Annotated in this window: 22 protein-coding genes; 9 read left to right on the plus strand and 13 right to left on the minus strand. The window is 44.5% G+C overall.

Going from position 1 to position 21,475, the window contains the following annotated elements:
* Positions 1–15: 15 nt before the first annotated feature.
* From C5O00_RS06985 to C5O00_RS07000, 4 genes are all read left to right on the plus strand, one after another.
* Complete coding sequence (locus C5O00_RS06985) at positions 16–405, plus strand: hypothetical protein (protein WP_105216140.1); 390 nt, start codon at positions 16–18, stop codon at positions 403–405.
* Between the two features lie 32 nt (positions 406–437).
* Complete coding sequence (locus C5O00_RS06990; RefSeq protein ID WP_105216142.1) at positions 438–1,388, plus strand: toll/interleukin-1 receptor domain-containing protein; 951 nt, start codon at positions 438–440, stop codon at positions 1,386–1,388.
* 183 nt (positions 1,389–1,571) lie between these two features.
* Entirely contained in the window at positions 1,572–2,132 is a 561-nt protein-coding gene (locus tag C5O00_RS06995; RefSeq protein WP_105216143.1) for a LemA family protein, read from the plus strand.
* 14 nt (positions 2,133–2,146) lie between these two features.
* Complete coding sequence (locus C5O00_RS07000) at positions 2,147–3,826, plus strand: DUF2207 domain-containing protein (RefSeq protein ID WP_105216144.1); 1,680 nt, start codon at positions 2,147–2,149, stop codon at positions 3,824–3,826.
* 531 nt (positions 3,827–4,357) lie between these two features.
* On the opposite strand, the gene C5O00_RS07005 is transcribed toward C5O00_RS07000, so the two are convergent.
* Genes C5O00_RS07005 through C5O00_RS07020 form a run of 4 tightly spaced genes read right to left on the minus strand, consistent with a single transcriptional unit; the run spans position 4,358 to position 7,740 of the window.
* Positions 4,358–5,035 carry a hypothetical protein gene (locus tag C5O00_RS07005; RefSeq protein WP_105216145.1) on the minus strand — a complete coding sequence of 226 codons (678 nt, stop codon included), beginning with the start codon at positions 5,033–5,035 and terminating at the stop codon, positions 4,358–4,360.
* Between the two features lie 57 nt (positions 5,036–5,092).
* A complete protein-coding gene (locus C5O00_RS07010) occupies positions 5,093–5,986 on the minus strand; it encodes a sterol desaturase family protein (RefSeq protein ID WP_105216146.1) in 894 nt (297 codons plus the stop codon).
* A 47-nt stretch (positions 5,987–6,033) separates the two neighbouring features.
* The gene (locus C5O00_RS07015; RefSeq protein WP_105216147.1) at positions 6,034–6,519 is read right to left on the minus strand and encodes a monoheme cytochrome C; all 486 of its coding nucleotides are present in this window, start codon (positions 6,517–6,519) and stop codon (positions 6,034–6,036) included.
* Positions 6,520–7,740: a sulfite oxidase gene (locus C5O00_RS07020; protein ID WP_105216148.1), complete on the minus strand. Its 1,221-nt coding sequence runs from the start codon at positions 7,738–7,740 to the stop codon at positions 6,520–6,522.
* A gap of 285 nt (positions 7,741–8,025) precedes the next feature.
* Between C5O00_RS07020 and fdhD the strand changes: the two genes are divergently transcribed.
* The 5 genes from fdhD to C5O00_RS07045 are packed head-to-tail and all read left to right on the plus strand — an operon-like array spanning position 8,026 to position 14,899.
* On the plus strand, positions 8,026–8,850 hold the full coding sequence (gene fdhD, locus C5O00_RS07025; RefSeq protein ID WP_105216149.1) for a formate dehydrogenase accessory sulfurtransferase FdhD: 825 nt from the start codon (positions 8,026–8,028) through the stop codon (positions 8,848–8,850).
* A gap of 6 nt (positions 8,851–8,856) precedes the next feature.
* On the plus strand, positions 8,857–10,509 hold the full coding sequence (locus C5O00_RS07030; RefSeq protein ID WP_105216150.1) for an NADH-ubiquinone oxidoreductase-F iron-sulfur binding region domain-containing protein: 1,653 nt from the start codon (positions 8,857–8,859) through the stop codon (positions 10,507–10,509).
* Between the two features lie 10 nt (positions 10,510–10,519).
* Complete coding sequence (gene fdhF / locus C5O00_RS07035; RefSeq protein WP_105216151.1) at positions 10,520–13,246, plus strand: formate dehydrogenase subunit alpha; 2,727 nt, start codon at positions 10,520–10,522, stop codon at positions 13,244–13,246.
* Positions 13,247–13,249: 3 nt separating this feature from the next.
* Entirely contained in the window at positions 13,250–14,272 is a 1,023-nt protein-coding gene (locus C5O00_RS07040; protein ID WP_105216152.1) for an XdhC family protein, read from the plus strand.
* Between the two features lie 15 nt (positions 14,273–14,287).
* Entirely contained in the window at positions 14,288–14,899 is a 612-nt protein-coding gene (locus tag C5O00_RS07045; protein WP_105216154.1) for a nucleotidyltransferase family protein, read from the plus strand.
* On the opposite strand, the gene moaA is transcribed toward C5O00_RS07045, so the two are convergent.
* Genes moaA through C5O00_RS07090 form a run of 9 tightly spaced genes read right to left on the minus strand, consistent with a single transcriptional unit; the run spans position 14,886 to position 21,397 of the window.
* Entirely contained in the window at positions 14,886–15,893 is a 1,008-nt protein-coding gene (gene moaA / locus C5O00_RS07050) for a GTP 3',8-cyclase MoaA (protein WP_105216156.1), read from the minus strand. The genes C5O00_RS07045 and moaA overlap by 14 nt on opposite strands.
* Positions 15,890–16,804, minus strand: a complete 915-nt coding sequence (gene moaCB, locus C5O00_RS07055; RefSeq protein ID WP_105216158.1) for a bifunctional molybdenum cofactor biosynthesis protein MoaC/MoaB — start codon at positions 16,802–16,804, stop codon at positions 15,890–15,892. The genes moaA and moaCB overlap by 4 nt, the downstream gene beginning before the upstream one ends.
* A 3-nt stretch (positions 16,805–16,807) precedes the next feature.
* The gene (locus C5O00_RS07060; RefSeq protein ID WP_105216160.1) at positions 16,808–17,251 is read right to left on the minus strand and encodes a molybdenum cofactor biosynthesis protein MoaE; all 444 of its coding nucleotides are present in this window, start codon (positions 17,249–17,251) and stop codon (positions 16,808–16,810) included.
* Positions 17,248–18,327 (minus strand): HesA/MoeB/ThiF family protein, encoded by a 1,080-nt coding sequence (locus tag C5O00_RS07065; protein WP_105216162.1) that lies wholly within the window; start codon positions 18,325–18,327, stop codon positions 17,248–17,250. The genes C5O00_RS07060 and C5O00_RS07065 overlap by 4 nt, the downstream gene beginning before the upstream one ends.
* A 3-nt stretch (positions 18,328–18,330) precedes the next feature.
* Entirely contained in the window at positions 18,331–18,564 is a 234-nt protein-coding gene (locus C5O00_RS07070; protein WP_105216164.1) for a MoaD/ThiS family protein, read from the minus strand.
* A complete protein-coding gene (mobA, locus tag C5O00_RS07075) occupies positions 18,548–19,138 on the minus strand; it encodes a molybdenum cofactor guanylyltransferase (protein ID WP_105216166.1) in 591 nt (196 codons plus the stop codon). The genes C5O00_RS07070 and mobA overlap by 17 nt, the downstream gene beginning before the upstream one ends.
* Positions 19,132–19,875: a sulfite exporter TauE/SafE family protein gene (locus tag C5O00_RS07080; protein ID WP_105216168.1), complete on the minus strand. Its 744-nt coding sequence runs from the start codon at positions 19,873–19,875 to the stop codon at positions 19,132–19,134. Before C5O00_RS07080 ends, mobA begins: the two co-directional genes overlap by 7 nt.
* Positions 19,875–20,210 carry a winged helix-turn-helix domain-containing protein gene (locus C5O00_RS07085; RefSeq protein ID WP_105216170.1) on the minus strand — a complete coding sequence of 112 codons (336 nt, stop codon included), beginning with the start codon at positions 20,208–20,210 and terminating at the stop codon, positions 19,875–19,877. Before C5O00_RS07085 ends, C5O00_RS07080 begins: the two co-directional genes overlap by 1 nt.
* A 5-nt stretch (positions 20,211–20,215) precedes the next feature.
* Complete coding sequence (locus tag C5O00_RS07090) at positions 20,216–21,397, minus strand: molybdopterin molybdotransferase MoeA (RefSeq protein WP_105216172.1); 1,182 nt, start codon at positions 21,395–21,397, stop codon at positions 20,216–20,218.
* Positions 21,398–21,475: the final 78 nt, after the last annotated feature.

Below are 21,475 nucleotides of genomic sequence, written 5' to 3' on the forward strand. Positions count from 1 at the left end.
AAAAATCAAGGAAAAATGTATTTCGAACATAAATTGCGATTACCAGACGACGAAACTTTGAAAGGAAGACTTAATCAGCTTTGTAGAATATACACAGCTGGCGTAAATTATGAGTTATTCTGGGGAATAATATCTAATCGTTGGAATGATAAACCAAGTAGTACAAGACCAACTGATTGGAATTTATTCGATGTAGAAGGATGGGTTGTTTTTTACAAGAAACATGGTTTTAAAACAGACGTGTATCAACTTGAGCTAGTTTTTAAATATTTAACCACCTATTATTCTGGCCCCAGCATATTTATATCACAATCTGGCACGAGATATCAGGCAAATCATAGAAGTCATGTTAGTCATGACGATTTAATAATTGAAAGAATAGCCTTAATGGCCTTGGAGTGTTAAGATAGACGAAACTTTTTCTAATTAGTAATAATATGAGAGCATTTATTTCTTACAGTCATAAAGATGAAGAATACCTTGAGAGACTACATACTCATCTAGCTCAATTGAAACGTGATGGATTAATACACACGTGGACAGATGAATCTATTTCACCGGGAGGTAATATTGAAAAGGAGATATCTACTTCCTTAAGTGAATCGGAGCTATTTATTGCGCTGTTAAGTCCAGATTATATTAATTCGAATTATTGTTACGAAAAAGAATTTGAAGCTGCTTTAAAAATGCATGAAGAAGGTAAATTGATAATTATTCCTATCATCCTAGAGCCCTGTGATTGGCTCACTACACCTTTTAAAGTATTTAAAGCTATGCCAAAAGATGGTAAGCCAATATCTAATTGGAGCAATAGTAACACGGCTTTTCTAGGTGTTATACAGGGGATAAGAAGCCTAATGGAAGGTCATAAGGCAGAAGTAGTAGTGGCAAGTCAAAGTAAAAAGCCTGAAACTAACTCGCGCAGTTATAAAGTTCAAAAAGATTTTGACACTATCGAGAAAATGGAATTCGTTGAAACTGGCTTTAAAGAACTAAGATTGCATTTAAGAAACTATATTGATGAGGTTTTGAATCTTGAGAATATCAAGGCGAGAATTTTAGTCAACGATGATGAGAGTTTTAAATGTGTTATTGTTAACAAGAACAAAATTGCTACGGAAGCAAAATTAATGCTTACGAAAACAGATGGCAAGCCTCAAATTGGAATCCAGTCGTATACAGGTTCTGATTTTTCGATTAATTGTAGTATAGATCAAGGTAATCGAGGTAATGAACATTTTTCTTTCAACTTAGAACTTGATGAATACAATATGTATTGGACTATGGGAGGATATAGTTTTAAAGGTGGATCACGTAAATTATCTGTAAAGGAGATTGCCGATATAATCTGGGAGAAATGGTTAAAAAGTATTGGGATAGATTTTTGAGAAAATTAGGAGATTAATTTGTAATATTCATCAATTAAGCCATTCAACACCCACTAATGAAAAAACTCAAATTCCCCACCGCACTATCTACCACCTTACCCCTCACCCTTCACCTTTCCCCGCGTTTTATTACCTTTATGTAACATATTCAAACACAGCCTTACTAACCAATAAAAACAAACCATGATATACTTTTTAGCTTTCTTAGGGGGTGGCCTCGTTATCATCCTGCTACTTATCTCCATCTTCAACCGTTTTGTGAAGAACCGAAACACCGTTAAGGACGCATGGAGCAATATAGATGTGGCCTTAAAACGTCGCTACGATCTTATCCCAAACCTGGTGGAGACCGTGAAAGGCTATGCTGCCCATGAAAAAACCACCCTGGAGAATGTGATCCACGCCCGAAATGCGGCCATGGCCGTGCCCAAGGATGATATCAATGGGCAAATAAAGGCAGAGAATGCCTTACAGCAAACCCTTAGATCTATTTTTGCGTTGGGTGAAGCCTACCCGGACCTGAAGGCAAATACCAATTTTATCAACCTGCAGGAGAAGCTCAACGAGATAGAGGAGAACCTGGAACGCAGCAGGCGCTACTACAACGGTACGGTGCGTGAGAACAACACTTATGGGGAAAGCTTCCCCGGGGTTCTCTTTGCAGGGATCTTTAACTATACACACTTCGATTTCTTCGAAGCAGAGGCAGCTAGCCGTGAGAATGTGAAAGTAGACTTTTCGTAAAACGGGAGTCGGCCATGAAACAGTTCTTTTTATTTCTTGTTGCAGTATTTTCACTAAGCTTTGGCTATGCCCAGGGTTTTGTGGTAGACCAACATTCGGTGGATATTTATATAAGTGAAGATGGGTATTTCGATGTGGAGGAGCGATATCAGGTGAATTTCACTCAGAATAAACACGGGATCATCCGTACCATACAGACGCATTATAATTTGGTCACTTCCGAAGGGAAAAAAGAAAAGCGGAAGATCGAGATCGACAAGATAAAGGTAGAGGGCCATAAGTCTGATATCAGCGGGAAGTTCTCCCAGCGTATCGAAGGCAACCTGAACATCAAAATAGGCGATGCCAATAAATGGGTAACAGGGCCGCAGGAGTATGTGATCAAATACAGAGTGCACCAGGCTTTCCTTTACGAAGAGCAGTTTACTCGTTTCTACTGGAACCTGAAACCCACCCAATGGTTTGCACCCTTTAATGCTATAGAATTTAACGTACATCTGCCGGAGGGTGTGACTGTGGAGTCCGGTGATATATTTGTGTACTCCGGCAATGAAGGGAATACTTTACCCACAGACGAATTCAACCTGGAGTATACAGGCAATGTCTTTTCAGGGAGTAGTAAGGAAGGGGTGATCTCGTCTTACGGACAAGCAGTAACAGTCCTCATTAATTTTCCGAAGGGCAGTATAGCCGAGGTAAAACCCTTCTGGCCTTTCTGGTCACGTTATGGCTATCTTATAATTATCGCGGCACTTTTTACAGGGTTCTATCTGCTATGGAAAATGTTTGGTAGGGACAGGCGAGTGGTTGCTACAACAAGCTATTATCCGCCAAAAGGAATAGACCCCGCCATGGCTGGATTTCTAATTAACGATATGGACGATACGTCCGATCTTATCTCACTCATCCCGTATTGGGGAACACATGGCTATATCAAGATGGAGGAGATCGACAAAAAGGGCCTGTTTGCCAAAGACGATGTTAAGCTTTACAAGCTGAAGAATATCCCCGATGATGCGCCGGACTATGAGCGGAAGATGTTCTATGGTCTTTTCAGTGGAGGCAAGGAAGAGGTTTTGGTAAGTAGTTTGAAGAATAAGTTCTATACCACTTTGGGAGTGGCAAAGTCGCAATTGGTGAAAGCCGCCCAGGTGTATTATCATAAAGAATCCCGGAAAGTGCGAACCACATTATGGTTTGTCATGTTCCCACTCATACTGGTTCTGGTACCGTTAAGCCTCTATTTCTGGGGATTTATAGCGGCTATCTTGATGTTTGTGAGCTTTGTTGTTCTTTATATTCTGAATATTTACATGATCAAGAAAAACCGCAAAGGCGATGCGGTTTTAACCGAATTGAAAGGTTTCAGGCAGTTTATAAAAACCGCCGAAGAAAATAAACTAAAGATGTTGCTGGGGGAGAGTCCCGTTTACTTCGAATCCACTATGAGCTACGCCCTGGCTTTTGGAGTGTTCGCTGTTTGGGCGAAGAAATTTGCTGCCCTTGAAGTACCTCCGCCCAGTTGGTATTCGTCACATTCGCACAGCCATTTTAATATGAACCAGTTTTCGAAATCCTTTTCCTCATCGATCTCTGCTGCCAGCTCTACTATGGTAAGTTCACCCTCCAGTAGCAGTTCGGGCGGTGGTTCCTCCGGCGGCGGCTTTGGCGGTGGTGGTGGTGGGAGCTGGTGATTTGAAATCGCTTTCTTGGTTAATTTCTTCTTTTTTGCATTGCCCAAATCGGAGATTCACGAACACCGAAATATTTACTTTGAGAGTGAGTAAAAAAGAAACAAAAAAGTCTAGCGCTGCACCAACGTTTCCTAAAATTACTACTTCATCTCCACTACGCTTGCTGAACTCGGTGGCAAACCACCTCAAACAGCACCAAGCGCTTAACGTTCCGATTCATTGAATTTTAAGGAATCGTCGCTGAGGCGCAAAAACTGACGTACTAAGTAGATTTTTATTTACTTCTCACTATATAAAACTTAGTTCCGGCGTAGCCGGAAAACTCCTCTTCGTTAGTATAGGTGAACAAAAGCTCCGAGATTCAGGAGCGAAGCGACGCGGAGTTTTGGAACCGGTTTCAAAACGCGAAAGCCGTTTTGAAAATACCTTAGAAGAGGCCTCCTTTTTACTCCTTTTTTTGGAGGGGCAAAAAAAGGAAAAGAACAAAGATGATAGTTACTAACGTTCTATAAATTATTCACCACTCACCATTCACTCCCCACCACTAACCTTCAAGCCATTCTTCAAAATCATTACTCCCATAAGCGCTAACCATAAAGCTTTCACATGGAACATAGGTTTGTAGTACTCAAAGTACTCCGGGATAAAGAGTATAATCCCCATAGCTACTACTCCTAATAGAAGTGTTAACCAGCCCATACCTGAGTGCATGATCCTGCCTTTTAGCATACCGGCTCCCAGTAATACCAATCCTACCCCGCTAAATATGCGTCCGAAACGCATAAAACAGGTTACGTACTGATTGATGTTTAGAATACTGTCCATAAAGGCCTGTACTTCCTCGGGAGATTTTCCCTGTGTCATACCTACTCCCCAGGCACCGTAGTTGTAGTAAAAGGCCGAACCAAGTGCCAGCGTAAAGGTACCCACAACCACCATTCCTACTCCGGGGGTGATTAAAATACGATACGGCATTTTGTTAGCTATCATCGCCAGTGCGATCACAGCTATGATCATCATTACCCAGCCAAAAATATGTACTCTGAAAACCCAGATCCAGGTCCAGAGACTTTCGCCAATCGCAGGGAAATCTGTTGCCACAAGATATTCGCCTACATTGTGAGGGGATAGCATATAACCTCCCCAGAGCATCAAGGCTGCCAGTATAAATACCCAGCCGGTAAACTTGGTTTCAAAATCTTTTTTCATAATGTTTCATTTCGGGAAATTCCGGCGACTTTTTAAGTTGCTTTCCTTTCCAAGTTATTAGTTAGAAGGTTGCTTTTTCTTTGGTTTTACAAATCCATAGGTGATCTGACTCCAAAAGGTCTTCGGGAATTCTTCATCCCCCGGAAAACCCAGTTCTATAGTACCACTGTCTTCGGGTACATAATTGGTTTTAAAAATATAGTCCCATAAACTCAGGCTGATACCAAAATTGATCCCATGTCGGTGCCCGTCTGGCAACGCCTTTACATGGTGGTATAAGTGCATCACCGGGTTGTTGAATATATACTTCAATGGGCCCCAGGTGATCTTGATGTTGGAATGATTCAGGTGGCCGATGGATATTGCTATAAAATGCACTACATAGGCCTGCTCGGGCTCAAAACCACCCAGTATCATCACCCCAAAAGTCTTCAGAGGCTTATAGAAAATGTTCTCCATCCAGTGATATCGCAGGTGTGCTGCAAAGCCCATTTCCTTCACAGAATGGTGCACCTTGTGGAATTGCCACAAAAATTCGTAACGATGCAGCAATACGTGGGTAAACCACTGTACAAAATCTATGATGATGAAGAATACGAGCAGCTGTGCCCACATTGGCCAGCTGGCTATATCTATAATGGCGAAACTTTTGGCGGTTATTCCAAGATCGTTGAATAACACCCCCAGGATCTCGTACACTCCGCTAATCACTATAGCGAAAATGAAAAAGTTAAAGTACATATAGAAGGTGTCCAGCCAGAAATCTTTTCTGAAAATAGACTGGTCTTTACGCCACGGGAAGGCGATCTCCAATAGCCAGACCAGTAGTGATATGGCTGTAAGTCCCCAAAAGAAATTGGTGTACCAGGGGACATCAAATGTCATTGCCCGCCAGGTATAATCCAAGGTGTTCAATAACGAATCTGTAAATGCGTTAATATATTTTTCCATAGTTTTTTATTTTTTTTATTTCTTCTGAAGCCAATAAAGAGGCCTTATCAAGGGTCGAGTTCGTACCACTCCACTCCGGTTAATATCTGTCTTCGTCCTATCTTTTTAGGCGGGTAGTTTTTCACCAGATAATCGATGATTATCTGTTCGTTCTTCCCCAGGTCCCATAAATTCTGAGTTTCCTGCATCCAGTCGATGGTGGCTGCCCATCGTTCTTCGTTCATTCGGTTCTGAATTATGATCTTCGCCGAATGACAATTGGTACAATTGTTCACCACCTCCATTAATCCGTCTGCATCTACCAGTCCCGTCCTTACATGAATACCATCTACTATGAGGTCTTCATCTACAACTTCTTCTACTGCTTCTACCGTTTGGTAGGCGGTAAGATCTTCAGATCTGAGAGATGATAGATCCGGATCTACCATCAGGAACACCAGCGCGCCGGAAATTAAGACCAAGACCATAAACACAGCTAATAAACTGCGGTGTATGGCCTTTACCATCTTCCTGAACTGATCGTGCTCCTTCATCTATTTTACCTTTACGGCGATTCGGTGACAGGCGTTATTCAGGTATCCTTTGGGATTCCAGCCGGGTAAAAGCATGGGCTGACTTATCCCTTTCGTGTCTGTGGCTCGCGCCCAGACTTCGTAATATCCTTTTTTCGGGAAGCTAACCGCCGCCGAAAAATGCTGCCATGCTAGTCGGTTGGCCGGTTTTTCCACACTTGCCACCTGCCATGTGGCACCGTAATCGATAGAGTACTCCATCTTTGCGACCTCCAGTTCACCCGCCCAGGCATGTCCGCGTATGTTCAGCTTTTTGCCCTGATCGATCATCGCTCCCGACTTGGGATAGGTGATCAGCGATTTTACCGGCATGGACTCGATGATACACATGTCCTCATCCTTTACTTTTTCACCCGGTGCAACCGGTTCGCAGGGAACCCGGTAAGCATCGCCGGTCATCTTGGTGCCATCGTGAACCTTGTTCCGCACGCTAATCCTGTTGATCCACTTTCCCGAAACAGAGGCTGGCCAGCCCCCGGCTACCAGGCGTAACGGATAGCCATGTGCCAGCGGAATATCTTTCCCATTCATTTGAAATGCCAGCAACGTTTCCTCCTGCATGGCTTTATCCATAGGCATTCCTCTCGAAATAGGCTCTTTCTTTGGGTCTCCGCTCAAGTGAGTATCGGCCGCGTGATATCCAATATATACCGCATTGTTTTTTACGCCTACCTCTTTCAGTACATCACTTAATCTAACCCCGGTCCAGGTGGCGCAGGAAACAGCCCCAACAGTCCACTGGTTCCCTTTGGCAGGAGGATCGAACTCACTTCTTCCGTTCCCACCACACTCAAGGGTAAGCTGATAACTGTAATGCGGAAACTTGTTCTTTAATTCCTCCAGGGTATATGTTTTTGTTTGTCCTACAGACTCCCCGTCGAAAGTGACCGTCCAGTTCTTCACATCGATATTTTCGGGTATCTTTCCATTATTCCGGATGAACATAAACTTATTTGAAGTCACTTTTTCATCCAGCAAATGCGCCTGAGCTTCCATGTTCCATGGCCTGTCATTAAGCACCACCATCTCCTTATCTTTGTTGAACATCTTAAACGGATCGGGATCCTGCAAAGCCAGAGGTGTATAGCCGGCTGGCATCAGCTCTCCAAAAACTATATCGGTACCCACAACGATAGTGAGGGCAGAAAGTGCCGACTTCTTTATAAATGATCTTCTTTTCATCGGGTTATATCATTAAACCGGGTTGCAAATTATACTATTTACTTCTGAAAGTCTGTAACAAAAGTTACACCCGCGTTCTTATTCCCTAAAATTAAGGTTTTGTTCCTTAGTTTGAAAAGCAATTGTATTAAGTAATTACCGAAGGTTTTTCAGAAAAAACCCGGAAAAACAGTTAAATAAAGGCACCTAAAATACTTAAGGTCAGTGTTTTAAGTGATTTTAACAAGGAGCTGAGCTAATTTCCATTAAATTTGTGTAGAACGCTCTATATTGGCGTATACAATTATGGCGACAAGGAAGTACCAGGGCAGGAAATATAAGTTGGAAGCGCAATCATCTATTGTGGATGCGCTTACCGTGGAAGAGGCATTGCAAATTGATATCAATGGGAAGCCTTTCACAGTATCTATGCGAACGCCCGGAGAAGACAGAAGCCTGGTACGCGGACTCCTCCATGCGGAAGGAATTATTAACGATATTACCTTCATTCCCGATATTGTTTTAAAGAAGGAAAACGAGCAGGGAATTGTTACCGTTGTAGACCTTTCTATCCCAAAAAGCAAATTAGGCGAAGGCTATGCCAACAGCCGCAGTTTACTATCTGTGTCATCCTGCGGGGTGTGTGGTAAAACCGAATTGAGCGATCTGGCCTTCATTGGGAAGACCATAGACGACGAAGACAAACTGGAGGTTGCAATGCTCGAGAAAATGTTCGGGCGTATGAAAAGTAAGCAGAGCGATTTCAAACAGTCTGGTGGAACGCACGCCGCCGCGGCTTTTAGCCTGGACGGTACTTTGCTATGTGCCATTGAAGATATTGGAAGACACAATGCGGTAGATAAAGTGGTGGGTAAACTTATCCTTAGTGATAGCTTGAAAGAGGCTAGTGTACTTACCGTAAGCGGACGAATCTCTTACGAGATCGTAGTAAAATGCTTTAAGGCCAGGATACCATTCCTTGCAGCAGTTTCGGCACCATCTTCCCTGGCAGTGGATTATGCCAAGGAATTGGGCATCACGCTCTTTGCGTTTTGCAGGGACGACAGGGCGACCTGTTATTCGCATCCGCATCGTATTAAAACAGACAATCTAAATTCTAAAGCCGGTTAATAAAATATGTCCGATAACTTAAGTGAATTATTAGGCCGTAAAGGTATTCAGGAAAACCTGTTCGATAAAATGGGGAAACTGGCTGTGCCCGATGGCAGCCCTTCCGATGAGGCCCTGGCGCAACTGGCAGAGGAGTTCTTAATTGGCAAGGCAAATACCTTCGGAACTGCGACTTTCTACGATTTCCTCAAACCGGAGAATAAGGGTAAAAAAGTATACGTGTGTAATGGTACCGCCTGTGTATGTGCCGGTACCCAGGAAAAAGTAATAGAAAAGCTAACTAATACCTTCAGTAAGGAGGAGATCGGGCATATGACCTGCCTGGGGCGATGCCACGAGAACGCTGCCTTTCACTACGATGGCAAAAATTATTCAGGGGATGCGATAAACCAATTGAATAATATCGTAGAAGGTTCAGAAAAAATAAATAAAGATGCGTATAGAGTGGCGGCAACAGGTCCGGCTATCCTAACTCGCGATTTTACCAATATAACAGCATACTATCAACCTTTTCTCGATGCCTTGAAAAAGGATTCGGCAGCGGTGCTCGAAGAAATAAAAACCTCAAATTTAAGAGGCCGGGGCGGAGCAGGATTTCCTATGGGGATGAAACTGGAATTTTGCCGAAAAGTTGAGAACAAAGTTAAATTTATCATCTGCAATGCCGATGAGGGTGACCCCGGGGCGTATTCAGACAGATATTTACTGGAACAGCAGCCACACGCTGTACTATTTGGGATGCTTATTTCGGGATATGCTACGCATGCTGCTTACGGTATTGTGTACATCAGGGCCGAGTACCCGGAATCGGTAGCCATCGTGCAGCAAGCTATCGACCAGCTGAGAGCTCATGGGTTAATTGGTGAAAATATTGGGGTTAGCGGCTTTAATTTCGACTTTAAGATTATACAGGCGCAGGGTTCTTATATCTGTGGAGAAGAGACCGCACTCATAAATTCTATTGAAGGGCAACGCCCCGAAGTACGGGTTAGACCACCTTATCCCGCCCAGAAAGGACTGTTTAACAAACCCACGGTGGTGAACAATGTAGAGACCCTTGCTGCGCTTCATTTTATTATTACTGAAGGGGGACAAGCCTGGAAGAATATTGGCACCGAACGATCTTCCGGTACCAAACTGGTGTGCCTCGACAGCTTTTTTAACAATCCAGGAATGTACGAAGTTGAGATGGGTACCCCGCTTTCGGTAGTTGTGAATGAACTGGGAGGGGGATTTAAAGCTCCTGTGAAAGCACTACAGATAGGCGGTCCGCTTGGCGGCCTTGTTCCGGTTGAAAAGATAAAGGATCTTACCGTAGATTTCGAATCATTTTCGAAACAAGGATTTTTATTGGGGCATGCTTCGGTAGTAAGTGTTCCTGAAGACTATCCCATCATGAAATTTATTGAACACCTCTTCGATTTTGCCTCTTATGAAAGCTGTGGAAAATGTTTCCCGTGTAGATTAGGGACAAAACGGGGTCAGGAACTTTCAGAAAAAGCCTTAACTTCAGAATACAAAATAGACAGAGCCCTGTTTAATGACCTATTAACCACCCTGGAAGAAGGATCTTTATGCGCCCACGGGGGTGGAATTCCGCTACCTGTGCGGAATGCACTTCAGTATTTTGACGATGAACTAAAACAGTACTTCAATTAACTTAGCACGAATGAAAACAGCCTACATAGATAACGAAGCATTCGAAATAGTTGAAGGGGAAACCGTATTGTCCTTTATCAGACGTTTCAAGGCGAAGGAGCTGGTGCCCACCTTGTGCGATGCGCCTAACCTCGATCCTTTTGGGTCCTGCAGGGTGTGTAGTGTGGAGATCGCCCTGAGCAAAGACGGCCCGGTAAAGACCATGGCGTCCTGCCATACCCCGGTTGCCGAAGGACAGTATATCTATACCAGTACCGAAGCGGTGAAAGCCTTACGCAAGAACATCATAGAGCTGGTACTTACAGATCATCCCCTGGATTGCCTCACCTGCGAGGTGAACGGTAATTGCGAATTACAAACCGTTGCGGCGCAAGTAGGCATTAGAGAAGTGCGTTATCCCGAAGGCGACACCCATTTAGATAAGACCAAAGATCTAAGTCATCCTTATATGACCTCCGATCTTTCCAAATGTATAAACTGTTACCGCTGTGTACGTGCCTGCGATGAGGTGCAGGGAGAATTTGTACTTAGTATGGCCGGCCGTGGTTTCGACAGCCACATTATAAAAGGACTGGACCAATCGTTCATGGAATCGGATTGTGTGAGTTGCGGGGCCTGTTCGCAGGCGTGTCCTACTTCTGCCATTTCGGATGTATTTCAGAGTAAAGCTATCCAGGCCACCGATACCACCCGTACTATTTGTACCTATTGTGGTGTGGGCTGTAATCTCGAAGTGGCCACCACAAATGGGAAGATACTATCTATCACGGCACCATACGATGCCGAAGTGAACCAGGGTCATACCTGTTTGAAAGGCCGTTATGCCTTTAAGTTCTACGACCATCCCGAGCGGTTGGATTCGCCTATGATTAAAAGAAACGGCGAATTTGAAAAAGTAAGCTGGGAGGAAGTGTACGATTATATCACAGAGAGATTTAAATATTTTAAAGCCGAATTCGGGCCGGATTCCCTGGCCGGGATCTCTTCTTCCCGATGTACGAACGAGGAGAATTACCTGATGCAGAAATTCTTCCGTGCGGTGATAAATACCAACAATATTGATGGATGTGCCCGTGTGTGTCATTCGCCCACAGCTCTTGGGATGCAGCGTACCTACGGAACCGGTGCGGCAACCAATTCTATAGACGATCTTAAGGATACCAATTGTATCATGGTAATTGGTGCCAATCCTACCGATGCACATCCGGTTACCGGAGCAAAGCTGAAGCAATTCGCCATGAAGAGCGATAATGTGTGTATCGTGATCGACCCTCGCAGAACCGAACTGGCAAGATATGCCACCCATCATCTGGCACTAAGGCCGGGCACCAATGTGGCCCTGCTCAATATGATGATATATTATATCATTACTGAAGGACATGTAGATAAATCGTTCATTGAAAGCAGGACCGAGGGCTACGAAGCATTTGAAAAAGAAATTCTGAATATAGACCTCGATGCTCTGGAAGCAGTTACGGGAGTAGACAGAAACGATGTAAAAGCTGCCGCCCTTGCCTACGCTACCGCACCAAATGCCATGTCTTTTCACGGACTGGGAGTGACCGAACATTCGCAAGGAACATTCACCGTGATGCAGATCGCAGATCTTGCCTTGCTTACCGGGAATATTGGTAGACGCGGGGTGGGTGTAAATCCGCTCAGGGGCCAGAACAACGTACAGGGTTCGGCAGATATGGGCGTTCAGCCGCATCAGGGAGCCGGTTATCTGGATGTTACCAACGACGAAGTAAATAAACGATATAACGAATTTTATGGGGTCACAGTTCCGAAGGAAATTGGCTATAAGATCCCCGAAATGTTCGAAGCTGCCCTTGATGGTAAACTAAAGGCCATCTGGATCATTGGGGAAGATGTGGTGCAAACCGACCCCAATACCAAGAAGGTGATCAGGGCATTGGAAGCAACAGATCTGGTGATCGTCCAGGAGTTGTTCATGACCGAAACAGCCAAATACGCCGATGTGATCTTACCCGGAGCTTCATTCCTGGAAAAGAGTGGAACTTTCACTAATGGAGAACGCAGAGTTCAAGCCGTACGCCAGGTAGTTGAACCCATACCCGGCTCCAAACCGGACGGGCAGATCATTGTGGATATCATGAACCGTATGGGTTATCCACAACCAGACTATACCCCGGATGGAATGCTGGAAGAGATCTCCCAGATCGTACCTTTCTTTGCCGGAATTAGATGGGAGCGGTTAGGAAAGAACGGACTGCAATGGCCGGTAGCCGAAGATGGAACCGATACCAAGATCCTGCATCAGAATGAATTTAAAAGAGGGAAAGGTTATTTTGAGTATAACGCCTTTAGAGAAACCATGGAGTTGCAGGACCACGCAAAGGATTATCCGTATATCCTTACTACAAATAGAGAACTGGAACATTATAATTGCGGGGCGATGACCCGTAGAACCGCGAATGAGAAAATACTTTCAGACGACTACCTAATGATCAATCCCGAAGACGCCAAGACACATCTAATCCATGAAGGCGATTATGTATGTGTGGAATCACCAAGGGGTAAGGTGGATGTAAAAGCCAGGATCACCGATGAGGTGAAGCCCGGCATCCTGAGTACCACCTTTCATTTCCCGGAGATCATGATCAATTTAATTACCGGCGATATACACGATTCGGAAGCGAAATGCCCGGAATATAAGGTGGTAGCAGTGCGCATACGAAAGAGCAAAGGAAAATATAAAAAGCAACTGGTCTAGCATATGACGCATGAAATAAAGGATATTCTAACCGCTCATCTGCGCGCCGCCGAAAATGGAGTAAAAACCGTTCTGGCCACGGTTGTAGACCTGGACGGATCCTCCTACAGAAAACCGGGGGTGCGGATGTTGATCGCAGAGAATGGCCAGATGACGGGTGCTGTAAGTGGCGGTTGTGTGGAAAAAGATATCGCCCGAAACGCGGAAGCAGTATTTAAGGATGACAAACCTATCATGATGACCTACGACGGGCGCTACCGTCTGGGCTGTGAAGGGGTGCTGTATATCCTTATTGAGATCTTCAATCCGGATAACGAACTTATCAATGCATTTCATCAATGCCTGCAAAGTAGAGATCACTTTAAGGTTTTGTCACACTACAAGAAAGAGGAGGGAGCTGCAGAAGGTCTGGGAAGTCTTATAGAGATAAATGAAAAACAATTTCCAGTGAACATGGAGAATCGATCTTCGCCCGGGGTCGATAAAGACCTTCAGGTTTTTGAAAGAGTTATGCCTCCCTGTTTTAAATTAATGATCTTTGGCGCAGAACACGACGCAGTGCAACTGTGCAAATACGCCGCGCTTAATGGCTGGGAAGTATCTGTAATTGCGGGTCCGCTTGAGGCAAAGACCATCGAGAATTTCCCCGGGGCAAGCGAATTTCATTCGGTGGCTCCCGATGCGCTGGTACTGGATAAGATCGACAACCAAACCGCCATTGTGATCATGTCTCACAATTTTGCTAACGATCTTCGTTATCTCATCGAACTAAAAGAAGCAGATCCTGCTTACATTGGTTTGCTGGGCCCGGCACATAGACGTGAAAAACTCTATGTCCAGTTTATAGAATATTATCCCGAAGAGGCCGAAAGGTTGATAGACCGTATTCACGGGCCTGCCGGCCTTAATATTGGTGCAGAAACCCCCCAGGAGATCGCAATTTCTATCCTTTCAGAGATCTTGTCGGTTGTGCGCGATAAAAAGCCCATCCTTCTGAAGGAGAAAAAAGGGGGCATACACGCTTGATCCTATACTCGCTGCTTGTCTGAAACTTCAAATATCGCCATCATAATTCCCGCTGCGGGAGCCTCCAGCCGTCTTGGTAGCCCGAAACAACTGCTTAAATGGAGAGATACAAACCTGCTTACTCATTGTTTACAGACTGCCTCATCGGCGGCTTGTAAAGAGATCTTCCTGGTGTTGGGTGCCCATAAGGACGAAATTAGAGAACAGCTTCCTGCCAATAATGCGATCATCCTGGAAAATCCCAATTGGGAATTGGGCCTGGGAAGTTCGATCGCGCTGGCGATGAAACAGATTATAACATCTTCTCATAAAATAGAAGCCGCCCTCATTATGCTCCCCGATCAACCTTTGGTGGATTCAGGTTTTCTGAAGAAGATGTTGCAAACATTCATTCCTGGTCATGAACAGATCATCGCTTCGGTTTATGAAGATGGAAGAATAGGTGTGCCGGCAATGTTCGATAAAACCTACTTCAAAGAGTTGAGCGCATTAAGGGACGATAAGGGAGCACGGCAACTGATCACGGAACATCTCAATAAAGTGACCGCCATTCCGGGTGAGGGGAAACTTAAGGATATCGATACCCGGGAAGCCTACGAGACTTTATATCGTGCTAACCACCAATAGTGATCATACTTCGGTTTTTTCCGTGTAGTTCGGGTTGCTGAAGTTTTTCCAGTGTATCCATACCACCTCTTACCTTAAACTTGGAGCGCATGGCCTTGGCGATGAGCGGTTCTATTGCTTCCCCTGCACGAAGGGCCTGAAGCAGATCTGTTTCAGAAGAAGAAAATAAACAATTCTTAATTCGTCCATTGGCCGTGAGTCGAATTCGGTTACAACTATCACAGAACGGATTGGTTACCGAGCTTATAATTCCAAAACTTCCCTTGTAGTTCTTGATCTTGTAATTCTTTGAGGTATCATTGGGCGCATCCTGCAGTCGTTCCAACTGGTCTTCGGTAAAATGATCCCGTACTTTATCCATGATCTCGGCATAAGAAACGGTCTTGTCTATATTCCATTTGTTGCCATCAAAGGGCATAAATTCTATAAAGCGAACAGACACCGGAAGATCCTTCGTTAGTTCGATAAAATCGATGATCTCATTGTCGTTCACATCCTTCATCAAAACTGCGTTTACCTTCACTTTAAAGCCTTCAGAAACTAATAAATGCAGGTTGTCCCAAACCTGGGTAAAATTGTCTCTTCGGGTGATCTCTCGGAACTTTTCGGCCTGGAGTGAGTCTAAGCTAAGGTTGATCCCGTTGAGATTATATTTTTTAAGATCGTCTATAAACCGATCTATGATCACCCCGTTAGTGGTAAGGGTTAAAGAGACATCAAGCGTAGCTAGTTTCTCCAAAATAGTGGTAAAATCCTTTCTAATTAGCGGTTCACCTCCGGTAAGTCTGATCTTCCGTACCCCGTGATCTGCGAAGACCTTTGCGATGGTGTAAATTTCTTCGTAGGTCATTAAATGGCTCTTGGGAGAGAGTTGGATCCCTTCCTCCGGCATACAGTAATTGCAGCGCAAATTACAGCGCTCAATCAGGGAGATCCGTAAATAGGTATGTTCCCTGCCGTGGGTATCGGTTAATATGGGGGAGTCTTTTTTCATGGGTCGTGTCTTTCTCCTTTAAATATTCTGAAAACATGCAGGATGTGTGGAAATATGGCTTCCATCGATTCCCTGGCGCCTTTGGTGGAACCTGGTATGGCAAGTACCAGGCTGTCCCGAATGGTGCCTGCCACACTTCGTGATAACATAGAATATGGGGTGCGTAACTGTCCGTAACTTCGTATCACCTCTTCTACCCCGGGGATCCTACGCTCCAGAATTTCCTCCAGGGCATCTGGCGTAACATCGCGAGCAGATAGACCGGTACCGCCCGAGAAGATGATGAGGTCGATCTTGTTATTAGCTAAATCGTTTACTTTTTGTTGAATGATCTCCTTTTCATCGGGAATGATCTGGTAGTCACTCACTTTTACATGGCAGGATTCCAGTTTGGCGATCACCTCTTTCCCGGCCTGGTCTTCCTTTTCTCCTTTGGAGATCGTATCTGAACATACGATCACAGCCGCGACCAGATCCTTTCGGTATCTATCCTGGAAATCGGTTTTGCCACCTCGTTTTTTAAGCAGTTTTATATGGTGGATCTCAACGCCTTTGTCGATGGGTTTCAGCATATCATACATATTGAGAGCCACTACACTGGCACCGTGCATGGCCTCCACCTCGACCCCGGTCTTGTATATGGTTTTTATGGTGCAATTCACAATAATCTCCAATTCATTTACTTCAAAATCGATTGCTGCATACTCCACAGGGATGGGATGACAATCGGGCAACAACTCCGGGGTTTTCTTTATGCCTAACAGGCCGGCAGCCTTACTCATAGCGAAGACGTTTCCCTTGGGAACTTCGTCCTTTTTTATCGCCTCAATGGTTTCGGCTTTACTCACTTTAACGATAGCCTGGGCTGTGGCAATGCGTAGGGTATTGGCTTTATGTGTGATGTCTACCATAGATTACGTATTTACTTTCCATTGATGCGACTCGTCTTCAAAGATCTCTCTGCCAAAAACCGGGACATTGGCTTTTATCTCCTCAACCACATATTCCAGTGCTTCAAAAACCACTTTTCTCCTGGGAGAAGAGACAAAGACAAAGAGGCAGATCTCCCCCGCATTCACTGTCCCAAGGCTGTGATAAATGTGCATACAACTAAGTTCGTATTTCCCGAAGGTCGCCTCGCGGATCTCATGAAATTTATTATTGGCCATCTCTTCATAGGCGGTGTATTCAATAGCCTTTATAGTCTTATTATCAACCATATCTGCTCGTACCTGTCCCAGGAAAATATCGTGTGCACCTATGGAGGTTTTACTTTGATGTTTTGCAATAGAAGTTGCGATAAACTCCGGGGAAATGGCTCCCTCTACAAATACATTTTTAGGTTTTTTGTCTTTCATTTTATTAAAGATTTTATCGCTGGCTCCAGGGCGAGAGCACCTCCTTTCAGGGAGTAGCAATTCGTTATATTGTTTTCTATCAATAGTGAGACGGCTTTTTTACTTCGTATGCCCGATCTGCAGAAGGTTACTATATTTTTTTCTGAATTTATTTCTGAAATGCTTTGCTCTAAAGACCCCAGTGGGATCTGGATACACTCAGGAAGTTGAATAAAAGGAAGTTCTCCCGGCTCCCGAATGTCGATAAATTGAACATCCTCCATCTTCAAGGCATCTTCCACCGATATTTCCATCGGCTCACAACTATAGTTGCTTCCCGAATGATTTTGCACGAAGGAGTCTCTTTCATCAAAAACCTGCTTTATCCTGTCCTCATTTCGGGCAATGGATATAAAGCTGGTACCGGCCGAACGCGCATCATAGCACAGTAATTTTCCCGATAGCACTTCTTCCATTCCCAGGATCATCTTTATAACTTCGTTCGCCTGCATACAACCAATAATTCCAGGCAGCACACCCAGTACGCCCACTTCCGAACAATTAGCTACCGAAGACCCCGCCGGTGGGGTGGCGAACAAACATCGGTAACTGGGCCCTCCTTTGTAATTGAACACGGTAACCTGGCCTTCAAATTTATAGATCGCCCCAAAAACCACGGGTTTGTCCAGCAAAAGGGCAGCATCGTTAATAAGGTAACGGGTTTCAAAATTGTCTGTGCCGTCCAGGATGATGTCGTAACCCGATAAGATATCCAGGGCATTCTGTGCCTGTAGTTGTATGGGATAAGCATTTATGGTAATGGAGGGATTGAGGTCGGCCAATCGTTTTTTAGCAGACACTGCTTTGTTGGTGCCTAAGGAAGAAGTGCCAAACAAGATCTGGCGTTGCAGATTGGATTCCTCCACAAGGTCGTGGTCTAATATGCCGATAGTGCCAACCCCCGCAGCGACTAGGTATTGGAGAGCTGGACAGCCAAGGCCGCCTGCACCTACTACCATTACGCTGGCAGCGGACAGTTTTTTCTGGCCTTCCGGGCCAATTTCTGAAAGAATGATATGTCTACTGTATCTGTTCATATTCTAGCCTCCCGAGAATGGTGGTAGTAATGCGATTTCGCCACCTGTGATCCGGGCATCTTCCGTAACCAGTTGCTGGTCTATAGCAACCCGGAAATCCTTTTCTTTTAATCCCGGATATTTTTCAAAAAGCAACTCTAACAGCTCATTTACCGTGCTAGGGCTGTTGCCAAGAGATTCTTCCCGGCAGGAAGTGATCTCTGCCAGGAGTCCGAAATATTTAATGTTCGTACTCATTTTTTAATAGTTCTAATTGTTCCCTGGTATTCACGTTTGTTGTATAATGACCCAAATGCGGTGGCAACTCGATCGTTTTGGTTTTCGACGCTTCAACGAATTTTGTTAACCGCCGTTCTCCCTGTTTCAGCAATGATTCGCATTGAGGCAAACAGTTCTTGTGGTAAAGACCTATAAGCGGAATAGTACTGCCGTTATACGCCAGCTGAATAATATCGTATTGAGGGTCGTATCCCTGTAGCAAAGTTGAAACTACTTCCTCTTCTATTAGTGGAATATCGCAACTTAGAACCAGGTTGAGGTCTGTGTGAGAGTGCGTAAGTGCGGCGTGAATCCCTGCCACAGGCCCCGAATCTTTCACAATATCCTCCACTCGCCGGATCAATAGTTTGTCGTATCGGGTATGATCGCTTACAATGATGATCTCATGTACAAAAGGCTTCATGGTGTTGATGATTCGATTGGCGAAGCTGAGACCTTTCAGCATAACAAAACCTTTATCGGTTCCCATCCTGGAACTCCTGCCTCCTGCGAGTAAAATACCGGTGATATGTTTTTTTTCTACGGTTACCATAAGAAAAGTTTTATTGAAGCAATAATTAGTACAAAAGCGAGCATATATCTTAGAAAGGCGTTGTTAAATTTCTTACTCCCGAAATAACTACCAAAATATCCTCCCACCACGGCGATCGCTACCAGGATCCATGCCTCCGAAGATATGGAAACACCCCCGGTTAATTGTCCTAACAACCCCGATGCCGAGTTTACCCAGATAAACAGGGCAGAGACGGCTGCTGCTTCTTTCATCTTTCCCCAGTGGAGCAATAATATTACGGGTGTGAGGATAATACCGCCCCCAATGCCGATAAGGCCCGAGAAGAATCCAATGATGGCACCTAGTATGAGGCCCTGCCAGATCTTAACTCGTTTTATTTCTTCGGTTTCCTTACCAAAAACATTCAGCATTTTAAGGATGGCAAAAATGAGCAGTACTGCCAGTATTTTTTTATAAACTGAAGCGTCTACTTCTAGCAAACCGCCTAGAAAGGCCATGGGTATAGAGGCCAGGGCAAAAGAAAAGAACAGCCGTTTGTTGAAATATCCGGCCTTGTAATAATGATAAAACGCCAGACCGGATACAAATAGATTGAGCAGTAAAGCTGTAGGTTTCATGACCTCCGGGCTAAATGAGAATAGGGCCATTAGTGCCAGGTACCCACTGGCGCCACCATGGCCAACACTGGCATACAGGAAGGCTATCACCGGTAAGGTGAGTAAGAAACCCCAGATATAATCAGACTCTAATAACATTATAATTTGTATTGCTTTATTTCTTTATCGAGAAAATCCCAGCAGTGGTGATTAATGGCATCGAAGGTGCTTACAAGAGACCGGCCGTAATCGGTTAAAGCGGTGCCGCCACCACTTTTACCACCAATACTGGAAGTAACAACAGGTTTTTTTGCACGGGAATTCACGGTGTCTACTAATCGCCATGCCTTTTTATAAGACATCTCCATGCATTTGGCTGCCTTGGTGAGTGAACCGGTTTCCTCTATTGCCTTCAGGAGGTTAACCCGACCTTCACCCAGTAAGATCTCTCCATCTGCTTCAATCCAAATTCTGCTTTTAATAGTGTATTTCATAGTGGTTAGTTTATAGGAAGCATGATCACTTCTACTTCATCTTTTATTTTTATTTCGAAGGTATCTTCCGGTAGATATACCAGGGCATTGGCAATCGCAAAAGTATGCAGCATGGACGAACTCTGGCCGTCCAGGATGGTCACTTCGTCCTGTTGATAACGGGCTTTGAGAAATTGAGCCCTGTCACCTTTTTTCTGATAGTTTGATGTCGATCTTGCCCGTATTCTGGGAAGAGAAAAATCTGTATTCCCGCTCGCTATTTCCAGACCAGGTAATACATAATTATAGAAACAACTTAAAGAAGCCGCGGGATTGCCGGGAAGTGCAAATATGAAGTTCTTTTGGGTTTTGCCAAAATACAAGGGCTTACCGGGTTTCTGTTTCACTTTGTAGAATAAAGGGGTTACTTCCAGTTCTTCCAGGGCTTTCCCCACAAAATCGTAATCCCCAACCGAAATCCCTCCGGTAATAATTATAAAATCGAATTTCTTATTCAAGTCTCGAATGAGAGATACCGTATTTTCGAAGTTATCCTTCACTTTAAATGTGGATACGTTAGTGTAGTTACATCTTCTCATTGCCGACTCCAACATGAGTGCATTGCTCTCGTATATCTCGCCATGTTTTAAGGGAGTCCCGGCAGGGATTAGCTCGTTTCCTGTGGTTACAATTGCCACAGAAGGTTTGGTGTGTACCGCAATTTTGGAGATGCCAAGGGAAGCCAAAAATCCGATGGCAGCAGGATTTATCACGCTGCCTGCTGCGAGTGCTACCTGGCCTTTTTTCACCTGTTCACCCTGTCCCCTGATATTAGCCCCGATCGCAACCTCTTTTTCCAGGGTTAACATGGTATTTTCTGCTGTTACGTGTTCCTGTATGGCGATGGCATTAGCCGAATGGGGCACAGCGGCTCCCGTAAAGATTCGTGCGGCCTGGCCCTTATTTAGTTGAGGGAGGCTGGTGTCGCCGGCTTTTATTTCGGCGATGATCTCGTAGTTATTTGTATCGCCAAGATTAAGTGCGTAGCCGTCCATGGCCGATTGCCTGAAGGGAGGCATATCAATAGGAGAGACTACATCCTCACTCAGCACATAGCCCAAAGCAGAACCAAGGGATATCACTTCCGTTTCTGAAGTTTTTACTATGGAATTTTTTACAATTGATATTGCTTCTTCAACAGAGATCATAACAAAGCGTTATTTCCTAGTAAATATAACGACTTTTCGCGGAATTTCAGAAACAAAAAACCCAACATTTACGTTGGG

Source organism: Pukyongia salina (assembly GCF_002966125.1).
Taxonomy (GTDB): Bacteria; Bacteroidota; Bacteroidia; order Flavobacteriales; family Flavobacteriaceae; genus Pukyongia; species Pukyongia salina.

Bases quoted from the DNA above. Each gene is read 5' to 3' on its own strand.
- C5O00_RS06985 (WP_105216140.1), top strand. From the start codon at position 16: ATGTATTTCGAACATAAATTGCGATTACCAGACGACGAAACTTTGAAA.
- C5O00_RS06990 (WP_105216142.1), top strand. From the start codon at position 438: ATGAGAGCATTTATTTCTTACAGTCATAAAGATGAAGAATACCTTGAG.
- C5O00_RS06995 (WP_105216143.1), top strand. From the start codon at position 1,572: ATGATATACTTTTTAGCTTTCTTAGGGGGTGGCCTCGTTATCATCCTG.
- C5O00_RS07000 (WP_105216144.1), top strand. From the start codon at position 2,147: ATGAAACAGTTCTTTTTATTTCTTGTTGCAGTATTTTCACTAAGCTTT.
- C5O00_RS07005 (WP_105216145.1), bottom strand. From the start codon at position 5,035: ATGAAAAAAGATTTTGAAACCAAGTTTACCGGCTGGGTATTTATACTG.
- C5O00_RS07010 (WP_105216146.1), bottom strand. From the start codon at position 5,986: ATGGAAAAATATATTAACGCATTTACAGATTCGTTATTGAACACCTTG.
- C5O00_RS07015 (WP_105216147.1), bottom strand. From the start codon at position 6,519: ATGAAGGAGCACGATCAGTTCAGGAAGATGGTAAAGGCCATACACCGC.
- C5O00_RS07020 (WP_105216148.1), bottom strand. From the start codon at position 7,740: ATGAAAAGAAGATCATTTATAAAGAAGTCGGCACTTTCTGCCCTCACT.
- fdhD (WP_105216149.1), top strand. From the start codon at position 8,026: ATGGCGACAAGGAAGTACCAGGGCAGGAAATATAAGTTGGAAGCGCAA.
- C5O00_RS07030 (WP_105216150.1), top strand. From the start codon at position 8,857: ATGTCCGATAACTTAAGTGAATTATTAGGCCGTAAAGGTATTCAGGAA.
- fdhF (WP_105216151.1), top strand. From the start codon at position 10,520: ATGAAAACAGCCTACATAGATAACGAAGCATTCGAAATAGTTGAAGGG.
- C5O00_RS07040 (WP_105216152.1), top strand. From the start codon at position 13,250: ATGACGCATGAAATAAAGGATATTCTAACCGCTCATCTGCGCGCCGCC.
- moaA (WP_105216156.1), bottom strand. From the start codon at position 15,893: ATGAAAAAAGACTCCCCCATATTAACCGATACCCACGGCAGGGAACAT.
- moaCB (WP_105216158.1), bottom strand. From the start codon at position 16,804: ATGGTAGACATCACACATAAAGCCAATACCCTACGCATTGCCACAGCC.
- C5O00_RS07060 (WP_105216160.1), bottom strand. From the start codon at position 17,251: ATGAAAGACAAAAAACCTAAAAATGTATTTGTAGAGGGAGCCATTTCC.
- C5O00_RS07065 (WP_105216162.1), bottom strand. From the start codon at position 18,327: ATGAACAGATACAGTAGACATATCATTCTTTCAGAAATTGGCCCGGAA.
- C5O00_RS07070 (WP_105216164.1), bottom strand. From the start codon at position 18,564: ATGAGTACGAACATTAAATATTTCGGACTCCTGGCAGAGATCACTTCC.
- mobA (WP_105216166.1), bottom strand. From the start codon at position 19,138: ATGGTAACCGTAGAAAAAAAACATATCACCGGTATTTTACTCGCAGGA.
- C5O00_RS07080 (WP_105216168.1), bottom strand. From the start codon at position 19,875: ATGTTATTAGAGTCTGATTATATCTGGGGTTTCTTACTCACCTTACCG.
- C5O00_RS07085 (WP_105216170.1), bottom strand. From the start codon at position 20,210: ATGAAATACACTATTAAAAGCAGAATTTGGATTGAAGCAGATGGAGAG.
- C5O00_RS07090 (WP_105216172.1), bottom strand. From the start codon at position 21,397: ATGATCTCTGTTGAAGAAGCAATATCAATTGTAAAAAATTCCATAGTA.